The organism is Bacteroidota bacterium (genome assembly GCA_005882315.1).
In the GTDB taxonomy this organism is placed as follows: domain Bacteria; phylum Bacteroidota; class Bacteroidia; order Chitinophagales; family Chitinophagaceae; genus VBAR01.
The window spans coordinates 23,532-41,621 of the sequence record VBAR01000003.1 but is presented as its reverse complement, the minus strand read 5'-3'; the positions used below and the strand labels follow the sequence as shown (position 1 = coordinate 41,621).

The window sequence follows — 18,090 nt, the reverse complement described above, 5'->3', positions numbered from 1 at the left end:
ATTAAAAGGGGTTGAGGTTTTCAGCCCCTTTTAATTTTACTTTGCTTATTAAATTAAAATGCCAGAAGGATTATCCGTCATAACAATCTGTTTTAACAATCTTGCTGATCTGGTCAAAACCTGTCAGTCGGTAGATGCACAATCACAATCTCCCGGTGAGCATTTGATCATTGACGGCTCTTCCAATGAAGAAATACTAAACTGGCTTGAATCGAACCCGCAGCCTGCTTTTAGAAGATGGATCCATGAACGGGATAAAGGAATTGCAGATGCATTTAATAAAGGAGTTCTGAATTCAAAATTCAGTCTTACCCAGCTATTAAATTCAGGTGATACCTATTTTGATCAGGATGCAATTAAAATCGTCAGTCAATATTTCTCCAATGATCCCGGCCTAATGTGGTGTCACTCACAATATGTTCAACACCGTGGAAATATAGATGTAGTAAGCGGCGTTCCGTTTGATAAAGATCAGTTGTGGAAAGGCATGCGTGCAGTTGCACACCCAAGTATGTTCATAAAAAAAGAAGTATATGAAAGACATGGTTATTACGATACTTCAAAAAAGATCGCCATGGATTATGATATGCTGGTTAGAATGCGGGATGAAAAATCAGTGTATATCGAAAAGCCCCTTGTTTATTTTGCACCCGGGGGCGCCAGCAATGTGCAGCCTTCAAAAGGATTAATGGAAGTGAAAGAAAGTCATCAAAAATATATTGGCAGCAGTTTTAAACAATCACTCTGGCAGCTAAGACAAAAAGCCTTGCATTATTTTATGCAAACAAGTATAGGAAAGAAATGGTTCCAATGGAAGAACCAGAAAAACAAACCTACTTCTTAAGTAAACTGCGAAACGACAGATAAGCACTCTGCAGAAAAGCACTGCTATCTATTATTTTCCCTAGCTTGATTTTAAAATGGTCCAGTGGTTCAAAAGCATGTTTTGTATTTAGCTTCTTTCCTAATTTTCTGAATTCATCAATCACACGGGCGACAGTAAGGTTATTTCTCTGAGTAACAGGTGTACGTAATAACTTATGCGAAAGTCCCTGGCAGTATTGTTTTAAAAGAGTATTGCCCTCATTCCTGATCAGCTCTGCATATTTCTGATCGGTACTGGATAACCGGCTTAAATAATCAATAAACTTTTCCAGCGCCTGAATGATCACTGAAATATCTGTAGAAGCTGTCGTTGCTCCACTATGCCGGCGATAAGAAAAGAGTTCTGCCTGCTCTACAGCTAAATAATTTTTATCTGTCAAACGCTGCCATAATTCCATGTCTGCAAATAACAGCTTAGGATAGTTAGGCATTCCACCAACCTCATCAAAATCATTGCTGCGCATTATAAAGCCAGTGCCCATTGTATCAATGCTGCTATTCAGAAAATGCTTTAGCAGTTCAGCCGGAGAAATTTTTTCATTCATTGCCTTGCATTTCCGCATTATTGATCCTGCAGCATCAATAAATCTGAAATGAGATTGATAAAGACTTGCATCAGGATAACGGTTAATCAATTCATCCATCATTTGCAGGTAATTCTTGTCAAACAAATCATCATGGCCGATGATGGTCATAAATTCATTACGTGGAATTGATCTTATCCTTGTCCAGTTCTCTTCAATCGTCAATCTTTTTTCTGTGGGATAGATCTTGATCCTGTCATCATTTAAACCTTCAATCCATTCAATACTCCCATCGCTGCTGCCGCTGTCAAGTACCAGCAGGTTAAAATCGCTGAATGACTGCCCGAGAATACTTTTCACGCAAAGTTTCAAGTATTCTCCTCCATTAAAAACAGGAAGTATGATGGAGTATTTCATAATTAGCTTGCCGCTTATTGGCTCTGGGTTAACAAAAATTCAAGATAAGGATTTACACTTTTATCAAAACTAAAATACTTTGCTGCTTCAATACAGGCATCTGAATACTTTTTATGATCGGCTTCTATCAGTTTCACGGCATTAGCAATAGTAGCAGGTTCGTAATTATGAATAAGCACACCACAACCGAATTTTTCAACAAAGTCAAAGCCCGGAATCTTACAGGCAATAACAGGAGTGCCAGCTGCCAGGTACATAAACATTTTACCCGAAGGCGCCGTTTGATAATTAAAACTTGCTTTGATCAGGTCCCAATCATAAAAACAAAAACCAATACGGAAGCTTGAGAGAAATTTTACAAACTCCCCTGCATCCAGGTAAGATTGGTCGATCACAACCCGCTGAGACGACAAGAGATGGCCATACTTTTCATCAATTATTCGTTTTGTTTTATAATCACCGCCGCCTTTCAGAACTAGCTTAAAATCAGGATGCTGATTAAAAAATTCAAGGCATTCTAACACGGCAAGCCGACGATCAATAGCTCCTGCCCAGATGAAATCTTTTCGCTCCAGTCCTGCCAGATCAAGCTCTTTATAATCCGGCGCATTCTGTACAATAAACCGCCTTATATCTTTTCCCGGAAACATATAAGCATATCGAATTTCGCTCTGCACAAAAACAGACTTGATCTTTGAATGGTCTATCTTTTTATAGTATTCATTGGTGTTATTATCCACCTCCAGCGAAAGAAAATGAACAGCACCAAAATATTGTTGAGCAAGATATAACACCTGCAGATCAACGGCAATTACCTCATCATAAGTATCCTTCTCTTTGCTTAGTTTATGTTTAAGGATTGAAGGCAGGTATTTATTATAAAAAAGGTGATGATAGGCAAACTTTGGATTGAACAGTTTAACAAGCCGTGAAACCTTTGATACGATGAAATCTGTTTTTGTATAAAATTGCGTCAGCCAGTAATTCGTTTCGAGATACTCAATATTTCTTTTTTCATCTTTCTTTTTTGTAGCAAATTGTGGGCGGAAGGAAATGATCTTTACATCCGCTTTGTCGCTGAGTTTATCGTAAAGATTCAGAATCGTTGGCTGATAAATGATATAATCATTCAGAGTAATTATCAGGATTTTTTTTCTCATAGCCTCAGCTCATCATTTTTGCCAGTGTCTTAATATCTGTTTCATGTTTCCAGCCAATTGAATTGATCAATGTCGGGTTGGAAACTAAAATTTCGTACTCAGGAATAAAACCTTTATTCTGCACCACATGATCCCGCCAATTTAAACCCTGCAGTGAAAAACAAATTTCCAACCACTCTTCAATAGCATGTGCCTTACCCGTGCCAATCATAGCTTCTACCGCTTTATCTTGTTGTACCAATGCCCAGATACCTTTTACAATATCTCCTGCATAGCCAAATTCCTTTTTCACTGCCCAATCTCCTATCTCTAATTTCTCTTTGCTGCCTCCCGCAATTCTTTTAGCAGCCTCAATTATTTTTTTATTGATATGTCTTTCACTTCTCAAAGGACTGTCATGATTAAAGAAATAACCGACATAAGATTTAATACCCAACTGACGATAATACCTGGCTGCATAAACAGTATGTATACGGCTTACCGAATAGATACTGGATGCATCAAAAGGATCAGTTTCAGAAACAGGTTGCCCGGTATTTTTAAACTGCAAGCCGCTGCCAGATAGAAATATTTTCGTTGAAGGGCTGTACTCTTTTACTGACTCAAGAATATTTAAGGTTCCCGTACTAATGATCTCATGATTCTCTTGCCAGGCATAATGCTGTGTAGTGGAATTAGCAGCGAGATGAAAGATAAAATCCGGTTTTGACTGTTTTATAAGTCTGCTTACATGTGAGTAATCTGAAATACTGATAGTGCCGGCATCTTCTTTAGTAACAGGAATAACTTCATAGCCCTGTTGCTTCAGCAAAGCATCAAGATAAAATCCATCCTGGCCATCAGCACCCCAGATAATTGCTTTCATTTATCCTTTTTTATTGAATGCATCTGTTCTGCAAAAAATAGTATTTACATGTGTATCTGCAAATACAAAATATCCTTTTGAAGTTACGAACTCTGCTATTTCACTGATCTTTGTTTCCTTATTCACTGTGCTGAATGTGATGCTCTCCACACAAATCACTTCGGGTTTATATTTTTCAAAGTCCAATGATTTTAATATATCAAGGTCCAGCCCCTCTACATCCAATGATATGAGGTTGGGCCAACCTGAAAAATATTTACCCATTACATCATTGATACTTACCAGTGGCATCTTCCTCACTTCCTTTATTTTAATACCGCTCTCTTTTTCCCTGCTTTCTGCTTCTTCTTTTGAAAATGTACTCCAGCCACAATATTGACCAGGAAAAACAAAAAAATCAGCTTCATTGATATTTGAAACACCAACACCAGCTTCAATAAAAACATCTTCCTTCCTGTGTCGTTTGATCAAATCAGAGAACTGTATATCCGGTTCGATACAAACACCCCTGCTACCTCTTTTGTAAAAATAAAATGTGTTATTGCAACTGAAAGGATGATTAGTGCCAATATCAAGATAAGTTGGTTGTGTAATACCTAAACAACTGTAAAGAAGATAACGCATCACCTGGTCTTCTCCGGCCTGTGAATAACTGGGTTGCACATTGCTTTTCAGGGTTTGCCAGGCAGCAAACATTTTTCCTGCAAATCGTTTCCAGTTCATTTCTTGTAAATCTCAATTTTAGGTAAGGGAAATATCAGCCCGGTGCCTCTTTCAAGAATAGCTTTTTCCCGTTGTAAAAATTCTTCTTTAAAATGCCAGGGTAAAACAAGATAATAATCCGGGTTCATAGCCCTGCTTTCTTCTTCGCTTATGATCGGGATATTCGTACCGAGTGTCATCGCCCCATATTTATCCGGGTTACGTTCCGCTGCATAATCAATTATCGTATTATCAATACCGCACCATTGCAGGATCGTATTGCCCTTTGTAGATGCCCCGTAGATATGGATCTTCTTTCCTTCTTTTTTTAAAGAAACCAATAAGCCATATAATTCACTTTTCAGTTTTTCGATTCGTTGATTGAATGTGCTATAGGGTTTATCTGTATCCAGTTCCAGGTCAAACTCCTGCTGCCTTACTTCACTTATCAGTTTATTATCTGCCGAATTGTTATAGCTATCATTGCTTGCATGAGTAGCATAACAACGAATACTTCCTCCGTTGATATCATTAAATGCGATTTTAAATATCTTCATTCCTGCCAATGCACAAATTTTATCCAACACTGCAAGACTATAATATTCCAGGTGCTCATGACAAATGGTATCATAGGAATCCAACTCCAGCATCTTAGGCATGTAACTCATCTCAAATATCCAGGCTCCATTATCAGCCAAAATATCTTTAACCGATTTTACAAAATCCACCGGGCTTTCCAGGTCATAAAACATAGCAATGGATGTAACCACATCTGCTTTCTTACCCTTCATCAATTTATTTAGCTGTTCCGATGGAAATATATCCTGCACAACTTCTGCATGTTTTACTTCCTTGGCTACATCACTTGGATCGCAACCATATTTTTTATATGACTCTGGATAATAACCTAACAACGTTCCATCATTACAACCAATATCTAATACAGCCGCATCTTTTTTGCTTACCAGTTGCATTACCGATTCAGTAATTCCTTTCAGATGGTTGCGCATCGTGTTATTTGTACCCGACCTGTACCAATAAGCAGCATATAAGATTTCAGGAGGAACAGAATGCTGCATCTGCAAAAGCCCGCATGCATTTTCATCCTGCTCGGGATTGCATCTCACCAGTACACAAGGAATACGCCTGTTGGAAGGCATTTCCTTTCCCGGTTTTATAAATGAACCCTGTAAAAACTGCGGGCCAAGGTCAACAACTTTTTTCAGCGAAGAAGAACCACAAACTCTGCATGTTAATCGAGTCTTTATATGCATTTTGACTTTTATTTGAGATGTGCGAAGATATTCATTTAACTGATTTAAAAACCTATCAAAAACCCGGCTGTCCGCTGTTAATTTGTTTTACCAGGCCTCTTACCAATTATCGAATTATTAAAATATCTTTCCGCGTCTTTAAACTTCTATGCCGGAAAAATACAAAGCTTCTGTTGCCATCTGCACCTATAACAGGCTCAGCCTGCTGAAACTTTGTATTGAAAGTATTGCGGCTTTAAAAACTCCTCCTGACTTGTTCGAGGTTTTGATAATCGATAATAACAGCACTGACGGAACCGAAGAGTTTTGCAAAACAGTATCTCAACACTATCCAAACCATCAATGGCGATATATTAAGGAAATCAACCAGGGTATTGCATTTGCCCGTACCCGTGGCGCTAAAGAAGCAACCGGGGATATCGTTGCTTACATCGATGATGATTGCCTCGCTGAAGCCAACTGGCTTGATGAGATAACCAGTTTTTACGATAGCAATGCAGAAGCAATGAGTACAGGTGGAAGAATAATTCCAAAATATCTTGTTCCGGTTGCTGACTGGTTTGGAAAATATTTTTGGGGACTTGTGGGCAGTTATGATCTGGGTAAATCTGTTTTTCAAATGAAAAGTGTTCGTTATCCTTCCGGGGCAAATATGCATTTTCGGAAAGCTGCTTTTGAGAAATATGGATATTTTGATGGTAATCTTGGCCGCAGTGGAAAAAGCCTGATGGCAGGTGAAGAAAAAGCGATGTATTTAAAACTCATCCATGCAAATGAAAAAGTTTTCTATCTGCCGCATGTAATCGTTCATCATCATGTCGAGGGAAATAAGTTTGATAAAGAATATGTAAAACGCCACAGCATGGGTATTGGCGGCAGTGAACGATTGATGAATAAAGGTTCTTTTCTTAAACTCTCACTTAAATTCCTGGAATACTTTGCTAAACTTGGCTATGCAATTGCCTATGGATTTACTTATTTATTACAGGGCAAGCCTGATAAAATGTGGATGCTGATAAAATTCAGATGGTGGGTGATCGAAGGATTTTTAAACCCGGAGAAAACGAAGAGGTGATCTACTTATTTGATTCTTTAAAAAAGTCGTAAGCCTTCTTTAATCCTTCTTTCAGTGTGATACTGCTTTTCCAACCGAGATCATGCAATTTTGTACTGTCCATCAATTTTCGTGGTGTGCCGTCAGGTTTTGAAGTATCGAATTTTAATTCACCGGTAAAACCCGTTACTTCTTTTACCAGCATTGCCAGATCTTTTATTGAAACCTCCTCTCCTGTTCCCACATTTATAAAAAGTCTTTCGTTATAATTCTGCATGAGGAAGACACAGGCACCAGCCAGATCATCTACATACATAAACTCTCTAAGCGGAGTTCCCGTGCCCCAAATTTCTACTGACGATCTATTCTCAAGCTTTGCCTCATGAAATTTTCTTAGCAATGCAGGTATCACATGAGATTTTTGTAAATGATAATTATCGCCTTGCCCATAAAGATTGGTTGGCATAGCTGCGATAAAGTTGCAACCATACTGATCACGATACGCCTCGCATAATTTTATTCCGGCAATTTTTGCCACTGCATAAGGCTCATTTGTTTTTTCAAGTAAACCTGTTAGCAATGCATCTTCTTTCATTGGCTGCGGAGCCATTTTGGGATAAATACAGGAACTGCCAAGGAACAATAATTTTTTAACCTGGTTTACATAAGAAGCATTAATAATATTCGACTCGATCATCAGGTTATCATAAATGAAATTGGCCCTGTAAGTATTATTGGCCATAATGCCGCCGGCTCTGGCAGCAGCTAAAAAAACATAATCCGGTTTCTCCGTTTCAAAAAAAGAATTTACTGCTTGTTGATTTCTTAAGTCAAGCTCAGAAGAACTTTTACCAATAATATTCTCAAAGCCCTGCTCCTTTAATTTTCTTGCAATTGCTGAACCTGCCATGCCCCGGTGACCTGCCACATAAATTTTATCCTGCTTATCCATTATTCGTATTGATTATTGGTGTTAAACCCAGATTCAGTAAGATGAACCTTGCGGCGGAACAATTCAATATCTGATTGCACCATTTCCTTTATCATTTCATCCAGCGTATATTTTGGCAACCAACCCAGTTTTTTGTTTGCCTTCTCAGGATCACCAAGAAGTAAATCAACCTCCGTAGGTCTGAAATATTTTTTATCTACTTCTACCACTACATCACCAACTTTTACTTTTACCCGTCCGACCGGGTCATCCGGGCGGGCATCGGGCAATGCGACTTTGTCAACGATGCCTACTTCATTTTCACCTTCTCCTTCAAAACGAACATGTACACCTGCATTTGCAAAGGCTTTCGAAACAAAATCCCTTACTGAGGTAGTTTGCCCGGTTGCAATTACATAATCTTCCGGTTTATCCTGTTGCAGCATCAGCCACATTGCTTCGATATAATCTTTTGCATGACCCCAGTCACGTTTTGCATGCAGGTTGCCCAGCCAGATTTTTTTCTTTAATCCTAAAACGATCTCAGCAACACCTCTTGTTATTTTTCTTGTTACAAAAGTTTCACCTCTTACAGGGCTTTCATGGTTAAATAAAATTCCATTGCATGCATACATGCCATAAGCCTCACGATAATTTACCGTGATCCAGTAAGCATACATTTTTGCAACACCATATGGCGAACGTGGATAGAAAGGAGTATTTTCTGTTTGTGGCGTCTCCCTCACTTTACCATATAGCTCTGAAGTCGATGCCTGGTAAATTCTTGTTTTCTTTTCCAACCCTAATATGCGGATCGCTTCAAGCAATCGTAATGTACCAATACCATCAACATTCGCCACATACTCCGGCTCTTCAAAACTTACCTGCACATGGCTCATAGCCCCGAGATTATAAATTTCATCGGGTTGTACCTGCTGAATGATACGGATAATATTGGTAGAGTCAGTAAGGTCACCGTAATGCAGCACCATATTCACATCACTTTCATGCTGGTCTTTATATAAATGATCGATACGCTGCGTGTTTATGAGTGAGGTTCTTCGTTTTATTCCATGAACCTTATAGCCTTTCTCCAGTAAGAACTCAGCGAGATAAGATCCGTCCTGGCCTGTGATACCTGTAATCAATGCAACTTTCATCCGGTTTTAAATTTTGGCAAAAATAGATGATTTGAAATAGAAGGGAAAACCCGTATTAGCCCCGCACAGATAATGCCTTAAGTAGTTTTTTATTGTTTCCCCAGAAATGCATCGGTTCATAATCCGGGTAAGGATAATAACCAGGGTTCAATTTTATATCTGCTCCTTTTGAAAGCAAATATTCATTTAGCAGGTCAAGGATCTTTACCGGCAAACCACTGCAACAATTAATAATACCCTCTACTTTTTTTTGTAATGCGATGCTTACTATATATTCAGCCACCTTTGAAACAGGCAAATAGTCCCTTGTTTGCATTCCACCACTCATATTAAATACCTGCTCGCCGGTGGTTATTGTTTTATCCAGTTGAGAAAAAAGTGATTTAGGATTTTGACCTTCTCCGTACATATAAAACAGCCTAACCCATTTGAAATTAAAATCTTTCTCTTTACTTAATTTCTCCAGTGATTCCCTGAGTCTGTTTTTTGCAATACCATAAGGGTTTTGAGGAAGCGAGGGCATATCCTCATCAAGACTCCCCTCCTGCATGCCATACTCAAAGCAAGTACCTGTTACAGTTAGATCCGAAAGGCCATTGCTGATAAGATTATTTAAAAACTGAAGATGACGTGGCAAATTAACCTCGATATGAAATGAATCTTTATAATTCGGTAAACCTTCCCATGCAAGATGGATCATGCAGTCGGGCTGATTGAAAAAACTGAAATAATCAACTGAATTATCATATCCCCCTAAATCAAAAGGAATATAATTCACGTTGCTAAACCATTTTTTTTTCTGCGCATTTTCTTTATTGGTGGAAGTAGCAATGACCATATGATCCCGTTCCAGTAATTCCTGAACTACATAATTTCCGATGAAGCCTGTGGCGCCGGTTACTAAAACTTTCATACATTATAAAATCTGCAGTGCGGGAACAGGAATTACAAATTTCCCACCCCACTCTTTTATATAGGCAAGCTGAGTTACTATTTCATCCTTCAGGTTCCAGGGAAGGATGATAACAAAATCGGGTTTATCCTTCTTTAAATATTCTTCATTTAAAACAGGTATATGACTTGCAGGTAAAAACTTATTCTGCTTGTTCGGGTTTGCATCCACCACATAATACACCAGGTCATTCCTCACTCCGCAGAAATTAAGCAGCGTATTTCCCTTTGCAGCCGCTCCGTAAGCTGCTACTTTTTTTCCTGCTTTTTTTTGCTCGATCAGGAAACTCAGCATACCCAATTTTACTTTCATGGCTTTTTGCTGAAAATTTTCATACAATGAAAGCGAATTGATCCCTTTATCTATTTCTTTTTTAAGCAAGGCTGTAACATTCGGTGAGATTTGCTTAGAATCATCCTCCTTGTGTTTAGCATAAATGCGCAGTGACCCGCCATGTGTTGAAATTTCATCTACATCAAACAATTCAAGACCCTGCGATTCGAATATCTGTTTTACTGTATAAAATGACAGGTAGGAAAAATGTTCATGATAGATCGTATCAAACTGGTTGTTTTCTACTAACTGCAATAAGTGCGGAAACTCCATTGTAATAACTCCACCTTCTTTCAGAATGATCTTCATTCCGCCTACAAAATCCATAATATCCGGAACATGTGCCAGCACATTATTACCCAACAGAAGATCTGCCTTTCTTCCTTCATTCGTTAATTGTTTTGCAAGCTTCACTCCAAAAAAATCAATCACCGATTCAATACCTTTTTCTTTTGCAACTGCAGCCGTATTGGCTGTGGGCTCCACACCCAAAACAGGAACTTGCTGTTCTTTAAAATACTGGAGCAGGTAGCCATCATTGGATGCTACTTCGATCACCAATGAATCTTTGTTATAACCAAAACGGCTGATCATCATTTCTGTATAGCGTTTGGCATGGCTTAACCAACTGGTACTGTAAGATGAGAAATAAACATAGTTGCTGTCGAATATTGCATCTGATTTTTTATACTCATCCACCTGCACGAGAAAACATTTATGGCAGGTAAAGACCTTTAAAGGGAAAAACATCTCTGGTTCATTTAACTGCTCCGGTGTAAGAAAGGAATTTGAAGCTGGTGAGTTAACCAGGTCTATAAAAACATTCTTTAATTCAGTTTTACAAAATCTGCAATTCATATTCCTTTAAAATTATTTGTTATGAATGGATGATTTTTATCTCTTTCAGAAATTACCGTAATTTCTATTGGCCATTCAATATTGATAGCAGGATCATTATAGCTGATCCCTGTTTCTCTTCCGGGTGTATAAAAAGCAGAATGATGGTAAAGCAGTTCACAATTATCGGTGAGACACTGAAACCCGTGAGCAAAACCAGCAGGTATATACAACATCTTTTTATTTTCTGCTGATAATTCAATACCGAACCATTTTAAAAAGGTCGGTGAGTCTTTACGAATATCAATAATTACATCATAAACTTTTCCGGCAATACAACGTACGAGTTTTATCTCTTTATACTCACCTTCCTGGTAATGCATTCCCCGCACCGAGCCCAGATGTTTTGTGAAAGAGTGATTCATTTGCACCCATTCAGCATCATGTCCTATTTCCTTAAACTCATTCTTGCAATAATATCTCGCAAACCATCCCCTTTCATCACTGAACGGGTTTAGATCAATACTAAAGCTCCCCGATAAAGGTGTTGGTGAAAAAATCATACTTGAAAATATTGCCTTATTTGTTCAAAAGTAAATGTCGCTTGTTTATCAGTAGCCTGTTTATACCATTCAATAGTTTTTTCAATAGCTTCCTTAGCTGAAAAAATAGGTTTCCAGCCCAACTCATTCTCTGCACGGTTTATATCAAGCTTCAACAATTCAGCTTCATGCGGCTGCGAAGGGTCCGATATATCACTCCACTCACCACTTCCCCATGCTTTGATTGCGATCTCAACTAATTCTTTTACGGAAAGATGATCGTAATGCTGTGGACCGAAATTAAATGCTTTTGCAAAGGCCGCTGGTTTTTCGTTGAGCAAATAACCAAGAAGCAGGTAACCATTCAATGGCTCCAGAACATGCTGCCATGGACGTATTGCTCTGGGATTCCGGACTTCAATTGATTTATGCTGCTGAAGTGATCGGATGATATCCGGCACAATTCTGTCCTTACTCCAATCACCACCACCAATCACATTTCCGGCCCTTGCACTGGCAACTCCTTTTTGGTGTTGACTGTATTTTGAAGGATCAAAAAAAGAATCTCTGAAAGATTGTACAACTATTTCAGTTGCTGCTTTGCTGGCACTGTAAGGATCATGCCCGCCCAACCTGTCGTCTTCAGTAAACAGGTTCCCTTTTTCTTTATTCTCATAAACCTTGTCAGTAGTTATAACAATCACTGAGCATTTATTATTTAACAGCTTCACTGCTTCCAATACGTTGGCGGTGCCAACAACATTTACTTCAAATGTTTCTGCAGGAATTTCGTATGAACGACGAACAAGAGGTTGGGCTGCTAAATGAAAAATGAAATCCGGCTGAAATGAAATGATTTCTTTTTCGAGTTTTTCTTTATCTCTTATATCAGCAATAATACTTTCAGAAATATTAAAAGGAGAAAACAAATCATACAACCCATTTTGGTAATCCGGTGCTAAAGCATATCCTTTTACCTGCGCACCTGCAGTATAAAGACAGGCACAAAGCCATGAACCTTTAAAACCGGTATGACCCGTAACAAATATTTTTTTCCCTTTGTAAAAAGAAAATAGCTGAGAAGAGTTTACCATATTTTCCATTTAGCATTGCTGGTCTGCCAAAGATGTTCTAATTCCATTTTATCACGCAGTGCATCCATACATTTCCAGAAACCGGTATGTCTGAAAGCGACCAGTTGCTGATCGGCTGTCAATTGTTCCAGCGGATCATCCTCCCACATCATCTGGTCCATATCATTTTCGAGGTATTTAAAGATCTCCGGTTTTAAAACAAAGAATCCGCCATTGATCCATTTATTTTCATCCTTTGCTTTCTCACGAAAAGCTTCCACACTACCATCACTACCCAGTTCCATTCCTCCAAAACGGGCCTCTAACTGAACGGCTGTAACAGTAGCGATCTTACCATGCTGTTTATGAAAATTATATAATGCTTTTAAATCAACATCACACAATCCATCGCCATATGTAAGCATGAAATCTTCGTTACCGATATATTTTTGAACCCGTTTCAATCTTCCGGCTGTTTTAGTATCCAGCCCGGTTTCCACCAGTGTAACTTTAAATGTCTCCGAATACGTACCGAGTATTTCGGTATGGTTATTTTTTAAATCAACTGTAATATCAGAATTGTGAAGAAAATAATTCATGAAATACTCTTTGATGATATACCCTTTATAACCGAGACAAACGATAAAATCATCAAACCCAAAACTGTTGTAGTATTTCATTAAATGCCATAATACCGGCTTACCCCCGATCTCAACCATTGGCTTTGGTTTGGTGGTAGTTTCTTCTGAAATGCGTGTACCTAATCCACCGGCAAAAATCACAATTTTCATTTAGTTTCCTGTTTAAGCAAAAGTATTGGAAAATAGTTGATGATATAAAAATAAACAAGCGGGAATATGATCTTAGTGATCGGTTATAATTGCCAGGAATTTTTCCATGCCGGCTTTTTTTCTCTCATCCAAAAAATAATTGATATGAAACTGGTAATATTTTTTCAGATCAAAATCAGGGAAAGGATTAGCTGCAGCTATTTCATCGAGATATTCAAGACCTTCAGCATTAGCAGCATTAAACTGTTTGATAAATTCAGGTGGAAATTCCTTTTTACTTACCCATACTGCAAATACAAATGGCAATCCTGTAATTTTTTTCCATTCAGAGCTGAGGTCAAAAATAAATGTTGATATCCGCCTTTGCTGTAAAGCCCGATTTCCAATGATCAGTGCTGCCGTTGTGCCCTTGATCTCGTTCCTAAAATCATCATTTGTGGTTTCAACCAGTTCGGCATTCAGTCCCCAGTATTCCTTCATCAGCCATTTTAATAAAGCAACTGAAGATCGGCTTTGATAGTCGAGATATATTTTTTTGATCTCATGCATCGGCACTTCACTGAAGAGACAAACAGATGCCACCTCACCTTCTGCAGCGATACAATAATCACCTACTATTTTATACCCGGGAATTTCCGGCAATACAGCAACCGGTATCAGGCCGATATCAATCTCATCATTCTTCAGCATATCTGCCAAGCGGGACGGGTATTCTTCCACCAATTCTACCTGGCTTTTCATAGGTTCTTTTTGCAATCCAAATATCAACGGTCTTGTGTTGAGATAATTTACAATGCCCACTTTTATCTTATCCAATTGAAGTATTTTTGCCGCAAAGGTAAAGAGCAGCAAACTATTAAAATCAAGTCATGGAATTAACCCCGCTTACAGCCATTTCAGCTATCGATGGCCGCTATCGTAAACAGGTTCAGCATCTCGATGAATATTTTTCAGAATATGCATTAATGAAATACCGGGTGCATGTGGAAATTGAGTACCTGTTATTGCTGGAAAAGAAAAAATTTTTCAAACTACCGGGTAAGGCTGTGAAGCACCTGCAAAAATTGCAGGAAAATTTTGGACAGGAAGATGCACAGGAAATAAAACAGATCGAATACACTACCAATCATGATGTAAAAGCTGTTGAATATTTTTTAAAAAATGAATTGGATAAATGTGGCGGAGATGATGCGAAAGAATGGATCCATTTTGGACTGACATCACAAGACATTAATAATACAGCTGTACCTCTTTTGTGGAAACATGCATTGGAGTATGAATATTTACCGGCACTTCTAAATCTGAATACAGAACTTAAATTACTTGTTAGCCAATGGAAGGATATTCCAATGCTGGCACATACACATGGGCAGCCTGCAAGCCCAACCAAACTCGGCAAAGAAATAATGGTCTTTGTAGAAAGAATAGAAAACCAGGTGGAGCAACTGATCAATATTCCTGTGGGAGCAAAATTTGGTGGAGCCACCGGCAACTTCAATGCACATCATATTGCTTTTCCAAAAACTGATTGGATAAAATTCGGAAATGAGTTTGTAACCAATCTCGGATTACAACGCCAGCAATACACTACTCAGATTGAGCACTATGATAATCTCGCTGCAGGTTTTGACTGCATGAAACGCATCAATAATATCCTTATCGATTTTTGCCGTGATTTGTGGACTTATATTTCCATGAATTATTTCAGGCAAAAAACAAAGAAAGGCGAAATTGGAAGTAGTGCCATGCCACATAAAGTAAACCCAATCGATTTTGAAAACGCTGAAGGAAATCTTGGTTTAGCCAATTCAATCTTTGAGCATCTTTCTGCAAAGCTTCCTGTTTCAAGATTACAAAGAGACTTAACCGATTCAACTGTTTTAAGAAATATAGGAGTTCCTTTTTCACATACATTGATTGCATTTAAATCAATTGAGAAAGGATTAGAGAAATTAGTGATCGATGAAACTACTATTTACATTGATCTTGAAAACAACTGGGCAGTTGTAGCTGAAGCCATTCAAACTGTTTTGCGTCGTGAGAAATTTCCTAAACCCTACGAGGCATTAAAAGACCTGACAAGAGGGAATAACACAATTGATAAAAAATCAATTCATGAATTTATTGAGAGGTTGAAAGTGAGCGATGCTGTGAAAAAAGAATTGAAGAAAATAACCCCACATAATTATACGGGAATAACCCGTCCTATTATAAATAAGTAAAAAGCAGACCTTAATTAATTATCCGTCACAGACTATGCAAGTTTTGAAAAAGGCTCTTATAAATTTTTCAGTTGTTATTACATTTTTATTCATCACGTTTGAAAATGGTATTTCTCAAACCGCCAGTTTCATAATACCTGACACTGTTTGTGTAAATGCTCCCGTTAATATTCAAAATACGTCAACAGGAGCCACAAGCCACTTTTGGAATTTCTGTGTTGGAAATATCAATCAAACTCCTGCTGCTGTTAATCTCGGAAATTTTGGAGGTGTGATCACCACGCCTGTTTTTATGGATTATGTTTATGAGAATAACAATTATTATGGATTCGTAGTAAATTTTGCGCCTGGCAAGCTAGTACGCTTTGACTTCGGAAATAGTTTATTGAATACTCCAACAACAACTGATCTTGGAAATATGGGTGGAGTAATACCACTTATTTCTGAAGGAATACAGGTAGTTAAGAATGAAGGAAAATGGTATGCAATAATGGTGGCAGGTTATGTGCCAGGGGGAAGTACACCCAGAGTTTTGAAAGTTGATTTCGGAACTAACATTACTAATACTAGTCCGGTTGCAACGAACTGGGGTAATATTGGTAATCTGCTAAATCCTATAGACCTGCACGTATTCCAGGAAAATAGTAGCTGGTATGGATTTACAGTGAACGCAGAAAACAATACGATCACACGGTTTGATTTTACAAATAGCTTTGACAATACCCCATCAGCAATTAATCTTGGGAATATAGGCAATCTAAGTTACCCTGTAGGTATCCATGCTATAAAAGACAATACTAACTGGAGAGTGTTTATTGTAAATGCAGGAAATAACTCAAGAACCGGCGGAACATTTTCTCTAACAAGACTTGATTTTGGCGCATCGTTATTAAATACTCCGACGGGAGTAAATCTTGGCAATCCTGGCGGCTTACTACGACACCCACGAGATCTGACAATGATAAAATACTGTGATCAGATCACTGGCTTTGCTGTAAATGGTTTTCTAAATGCTCCTGACCTGGTGAGGCTTGATTTCAACAATGACCTTACCTCAGTTCCAACGCTTACATCTCTTGGAAATACAGGGAATCTTAGCTTCCCTCATTCTTTATCAAAGATTTTCAGAGTTGGCGCAGACTTATACTCTTTTATTACAAATGTTGATAATGGTACAATAACACGTTTGCAATTTACAGGTTGCAATAATTCAAACATTCCAAATTTCACAGGACCTAATCCACCACCAGTAACATATAATACTCCCGGCACTTATAATATTAACTTGACAATTGATGATGGTCTTCCAACACAGGCAAGTATTTGCAAGCAAGTTGTAGTTGTAGGAACCCCTGTTGTAACTATTTCAAATGATACTGCGATCTGCAGAAACACCACACTACAACTTTCTTCCTCAGGTGGCGGCACCTATACCTGGGCACCGAACGCAACTCTCAGCAATCTAACTATTTCAAATCCCGTTGCATCACCATCTGCAAATACAACTTACTATCTTACGGTAACTAACAACAATAATTGCAGCAGTAATGATTCTGTAAAAGTGAATGTCATTTCACCTGCACAATTTACAGTTAGTCCTGCACAGGAAATTTGCAAAAATGAAACCGTTCAACTGAATGCATCAGGTGGTACTATTTATTCTTGGTCACCTTCAATCGGTCTGAATAATGCATCAATAGCTAATCCACTTGCAAATCCTCAGATATCCACCAACTATTCTGTCACCATAACAGAAACAACCTGTAATGAATCATCGGTCTTAACAGTTCCGGTTAATGTATTAGCACTGCCAACAATAATTGCAACAAGATCAAATGATATAGATTGTACAGTGGACTTTGCCCAACTTACAGCAACTGGGGCACAAGATTATAGTTGGAGCCCAGCAGCCGATTTAAATAATGCTAACATACCCACGCCGATTGCAAGCCCGGTTATAACTACTCAATATTTTGTAACCGGAACGGATGCGTCTGGCTGCACTAATATAGATTCCGTAATGGTAAATGTAAATGCAACCGGGAAATCTGGCTACCTGATGCCAAGTGCATTTACTCCAAATAATGACGGATTGAATGATTGCTTTGGAATTAAATTCTGGGGACCAATTGTTGAATTAGAGTTTAATATTTTTAATCGATGGGGTGAAAAAGTATTTCACACTACAAACCCGGGTAATTGCTGGAATGGAAGATTCCGAGGGGTGGAACAAAAATCTGATGTTTACGTTTACTGGATCAGGGCCAAAACTACCTGTGAATCATCAGTTTTCAGAAAAGGTGTTATCACACTCATAAGATAGCTGATTTTCATATTAGCTAATTTGCACAGTTTTTGCAAACAGGGT

General features: G+C 38.3%; 17 protein-coding genes. 4 read left to right on the top strand and 13 right to left on the bottom strand.

Going from position 1 to position 18,090, the window contains the following annotated elements:
- Positions 1-58 precede the first annotated feature (58 nt).
- The gene (locus E6H07_13555; GenBank protein ID TMI62440.1) at positions 59-844 is read left to right on the top strand and encodes a glycosyltransferase; all 786 of its coding nucleotides are present in this window, start codon (positions 59-61) and stop codon (positions 842-844) included.
- On the opposite strand, the gene E6H07_13550 is transcribed toward E6H07_13555, so the two are convergent.
- The 5 genes from E6H07_13550 to E6H07_13530 are packed head-to-tail and all read right to left on the bottom strand — an operon-like array spanning position 834 to position 5,827.
- The gene (locus tag E6H07_13550) at positions 834-1,826 is read right to left on the bottom strand and encodes a glycosyltransferase family 2 protein (GenBank protein ID TMI62439.1); all 993 of its coding nucleotides are present in this window, start codon (positions 1,824-1,826) and stop codon (positions 834-836) included. The two genes, E6H07_13555 and E6H07_13550, sit on opposite strands and share 11 nt — an antisense overlap.
- A gap of 14 nt (positions 1,827-1,840) precedes the next feature.
- Positions 1,841-2,986, bottom strand: a complete 1,146-nt coding sequence (locus tag E6H07_13545) for a glycosyltransferase family 4 protein (GenBank protein TMI62438.1) — start codon at positions 2,984-2,986, stop codon at positions 1,841-1,843.
- 4 nt (positions 2,987-2,990) lie between these two features.
- Complete coding sequence (locus E6H07_13540; GenBank protein TMI62437.1) at positions 2,991-3,851, bottom strand: NAD-dependent epimerase/dehydratase family protein; 861 nt, start codon at positions 3,849-3,851, stop codon at positions 2,991-2,993.
- On the bottom strand, positions 3,852-4,574 hold the full coding sequence (locus E6H07_13535) for an FkbM family methyltransferase (protein ID TMI62436.1): 723 nt from the start codon (positions 4,572-4,574) through the stop codon (positions 3,852-3,854).
- Positions 4,571-5,827, bottom strand: a complete 1,257-nt coding sequence (locus E6H07_13530; GenBank protein TMI62435.1) for a class I SAM-dependent methyltransferase — start codon at positions 5,825-5,827, stop codon at positions 4,571-4,573. Before E6H07_13530 ends, E6H07_13535 begins: the two co-directional genes overlap by 4 nt.
- 148 nt (positions 5,828-5,975) lie before the next feature.
- Between E6H07_13530 and E6H07_13525 the strand changes: the two genes are divergently transcribed.
- The gene (locus E6H07_13525; protein TMI62434.1) at positions 5,976-6,902 is read left to right on the top strand and encodes a glycosyltransferase family 2 protein; all 927 of its coding nucleotides are present in this window, start codon (positions 5,976-5,978) and stop codon (positions 6,900-6,902) included.
- 1 nt (position 6,903) lies between these two features.
- Here the strand turns inward: E6H07_13525 and E6H07_13520 are convergent, their stop codons facing one another.
- From E6H07_13520 to E6H07_13485, 8 genes are all read right to left on the bottom strand, one after another.
- Positions 6,904-7,833, bottom strand: coding sequence for a GDP-L-fucose synthase (locus E6H07_13520; GenBank protein TMI62433.1), 930 nt, complete (start codon positions 7,831-7,833; stop codon positions 6,904-6,906).
- Positions 7,833-8,972: a GDP-mannose 4,6-dehydratase gene (gene gmd / locus E6H07_13515; GenBank protein ID TMI62432.1), complete on the bottom strand. Its 1,140-nt coding sequence runs from the start codon at positions 8,970-8,972 to the stop codon at positions 7,833-7,835. The genes E6H07_13520 and gmd overlap by 1 nt, the downstream gene beginning before the upstream one ends.
- Positions 8,973-9,027: 55 nt before the next feature.
- Positions 9,028-9,885, bottom strand: coding sequence for an NAD(P)-dependent oxidoreductase (locus E6H07_13510; protein ID TMI62431.1), 858 nt, complete (start codon positions 9,883-9,885; stop codon positions 9,028-9,030).
- A 3-nt stretch (positions 9,886-9,888) separates the two neighbouring features.
- Positions 9,889-11,115 carry a class I SAM-dependent methyltransferase gene (locus E6H07_13505; GenBank protein ID TMI62430.1) on the bottom strand — a complete coding sequence of 409 codons (1,227 nt, stop codon included), beginning with the start codon at positions 11,113-11,115 and terminating at the stop codon, positions 9,889-9,891.
- Complete coding sequence (gene rfbC / locus E6H07_13500; protein TMI62429.1) at positions 11,112-11,657, bottom strand: dTDP-4-dehydrorhamnose 3,5-epimerase; 546 nt, start codon at positions 11,655-11,657, stop codon at positions 11,112-11,114. Before rfbC ends, E6H07_13505 begins: the two co-directional genes overlap by 4 nt.
- Positions 11,654-12,739, bottom strand: a complete 1,086-nt coding sequence (gene rfbG, locus E6H07_13495; GenBank protein ID TMI62428.1) for a CDP-glucose 4,6-dehydratase — start codon at positions 12,737-12,739, stop codon at positions 11,654-11,656. Before rfbG ends, rfbC begins: the two co-directional genes overlap by 4 nt.
- Positions 12,724-13,500, bottom strand: coding sequence for a glucose-1-phosphate cytidylyltransferase (gene rfbF, locus E6H07_13490; protein TMI62427.1), 777 nt, complete (start codon positions 13,498-13,500; stop codon positions 12,724-12,726). The genes rfbG and rfbF overlap by 16 nt, the downstream gene beginning before the upstream one ends.
- Positions 13,501-13,572: 72 nt before the next feature.
- Positions 13,573-14,349, bottom strand: a complete 777-nt coding sequence (locus E6H07_13485) for a menaquinone biosynthesis protein (GenBank protein TMI63071.1) — start codon at positions 14,347-14,349, stop codon at positions 13,573-13,575.
- Between the two features lie 20 nt (positions 14,350-14,369).
- Between E6H07_13485 and purB the strand changes: the two genes are divergently transcribed.
- Both purB and E6H07_13475 read left to right on the top strand, forming a co-directional pair.
- On the top strand, positions 14,370-15,722 hold the full coding sequence (gene purB / locus E6H07_13480; protein TMI62426.1) for an adenylosuccinate lyase: 1,353 nt from the start codon (positions 14,370-14,372) through the stop codon (positions 15,720-15,722).
- A 34-nt stretch (positions 15,723-15,756) separates the two neighbouring features.
- A complete protein-coding gene (locus E6H07_13475; protein ID TMI62425.1) occupies positions 15,757-18,045 on the top strand; it encodes a gliding motility-associated C-terminal domain-containing protein in 2,289 nt (762 codons plus the stop codon).
- The last annotated feature ends 45 nt before the right edge of the window (positions 18,046-18,090 follow it).

What these genes read in the sequence shown, in the direction of transcription:
- gmd (TMI62432.1), bottom strand. Translation starts at nt 8,972, where the DNA reads ATGAAAGTTGCATTGATTACAGGTATCACAGGCCAGGACGGATCTTAT.
- E6H07_13540 (TMI62437.1), bottom strand. Translation starts at nt 3,851, where the DNA reads ATGAAAGCAATTATCTGGGGTGCTGATGGCCAGGATGGATTTTATCTT.
- purB (TMI62426.1), top strand. Translation starts at nt 14,370, where the DNA reads ATGGAATTAACCCCGCTTACAGCCATTTCAGCTATCGATGGCCGCTAT.
- E6H07_13530 (TMI62435.1), bottom strand. Translation starts at nt 5,827, where the DNA reads ATGCATATAAAGACTCGATTAACATGCAGAGTTTGTGGTTCTTCTTCG.
- E6H07_13545 (TMI62438.1), bottom strand. Translation starts at nt 2,986, where the DNA reads ATGAGAAAAAAAATCCTGATAATTACTCTGAATGATTATATCATTTAT.
- E6H07_13505 (TMI62430.1), bottom strand. Translation starts at nt 11,115, where the DNA reads ATGAATTGCAGATTTTGTAAAACTGAATTAAAGAATGTTTTTATAGAC.
- E6H07_13535 (TMI62436.1), bottom strand. Translation starts at nt 4,574, where the DNA reads ATGAACTGGAAACGATTTGCAGGAAAAATGTTTGCTGCCTGGCAAACC.
- rfbC (TMI62429.1), bottom strand. Translation starts at nt 11,657, where the DNA reads ATGATTTTTTCACCAACACCTTTATCGGGGAGCTTTAGTATTGATCTA.
- E6H07_13525 (TMI62434.1), top strand. Translation starts at nt 5,976, where the DNA reads ATGCCGGAAAAATACAAAGCTTCTGTTGCCATCTGCACCTATAACAGG.
- E6H07_13555 (TMI62440.1), top strand. Translation starts at nt 59, where the DNA reads ATGCCAGAAGGATTATCCGTCATAACAATCTGTTTTAACAATCTTGCT.
- E6H07_13520 (TMI62433.1), bottom strand. Translation starts at nt 7,833, where the DNA reads ATGGATAAGCAGGATAAAATTTATGTGGCAGGTCACCGGGGCATGGCA.
- rfbF (TMI62427.1), bottom strand. Translation starts at nt 13,500, where the DNA reads ATGAAAATTGTGATTTTTGCCGGTGGATTAGGTACACGCATTTCAGAA.
- E6H07_13475 (TMI62425.1), top strand. Translation starts at nt 15,757, where the DNA reads ATGCAAGTTTTGAAAAAGGCTCTTATAAATTTTTCAGTTGTTATTACA.
- E6H07_13550 (TMI62439.1), bottom strand. Translation starts at nt 1,826, where the DNA reads ATGAAATACTCCATCATACTTCCTGTTTTTAATGGAGGAGAATACTTG.
- rfbG (TMI62428.1), bottom strand. Translation starts at nt 12,739, where the DNA reads ATGGAAAATATGGTAAACTCTTCTCAGCTATTTTCTTTTTACAAAGGG.
- E6H07_13510 (TMI62431.1), bottom strand. Translation starts at nt 9,885, where the DNA reads ATGAAAGTTTTAGTAACCGGCGCCACAGGCTTCATCGGAAATTATGTA.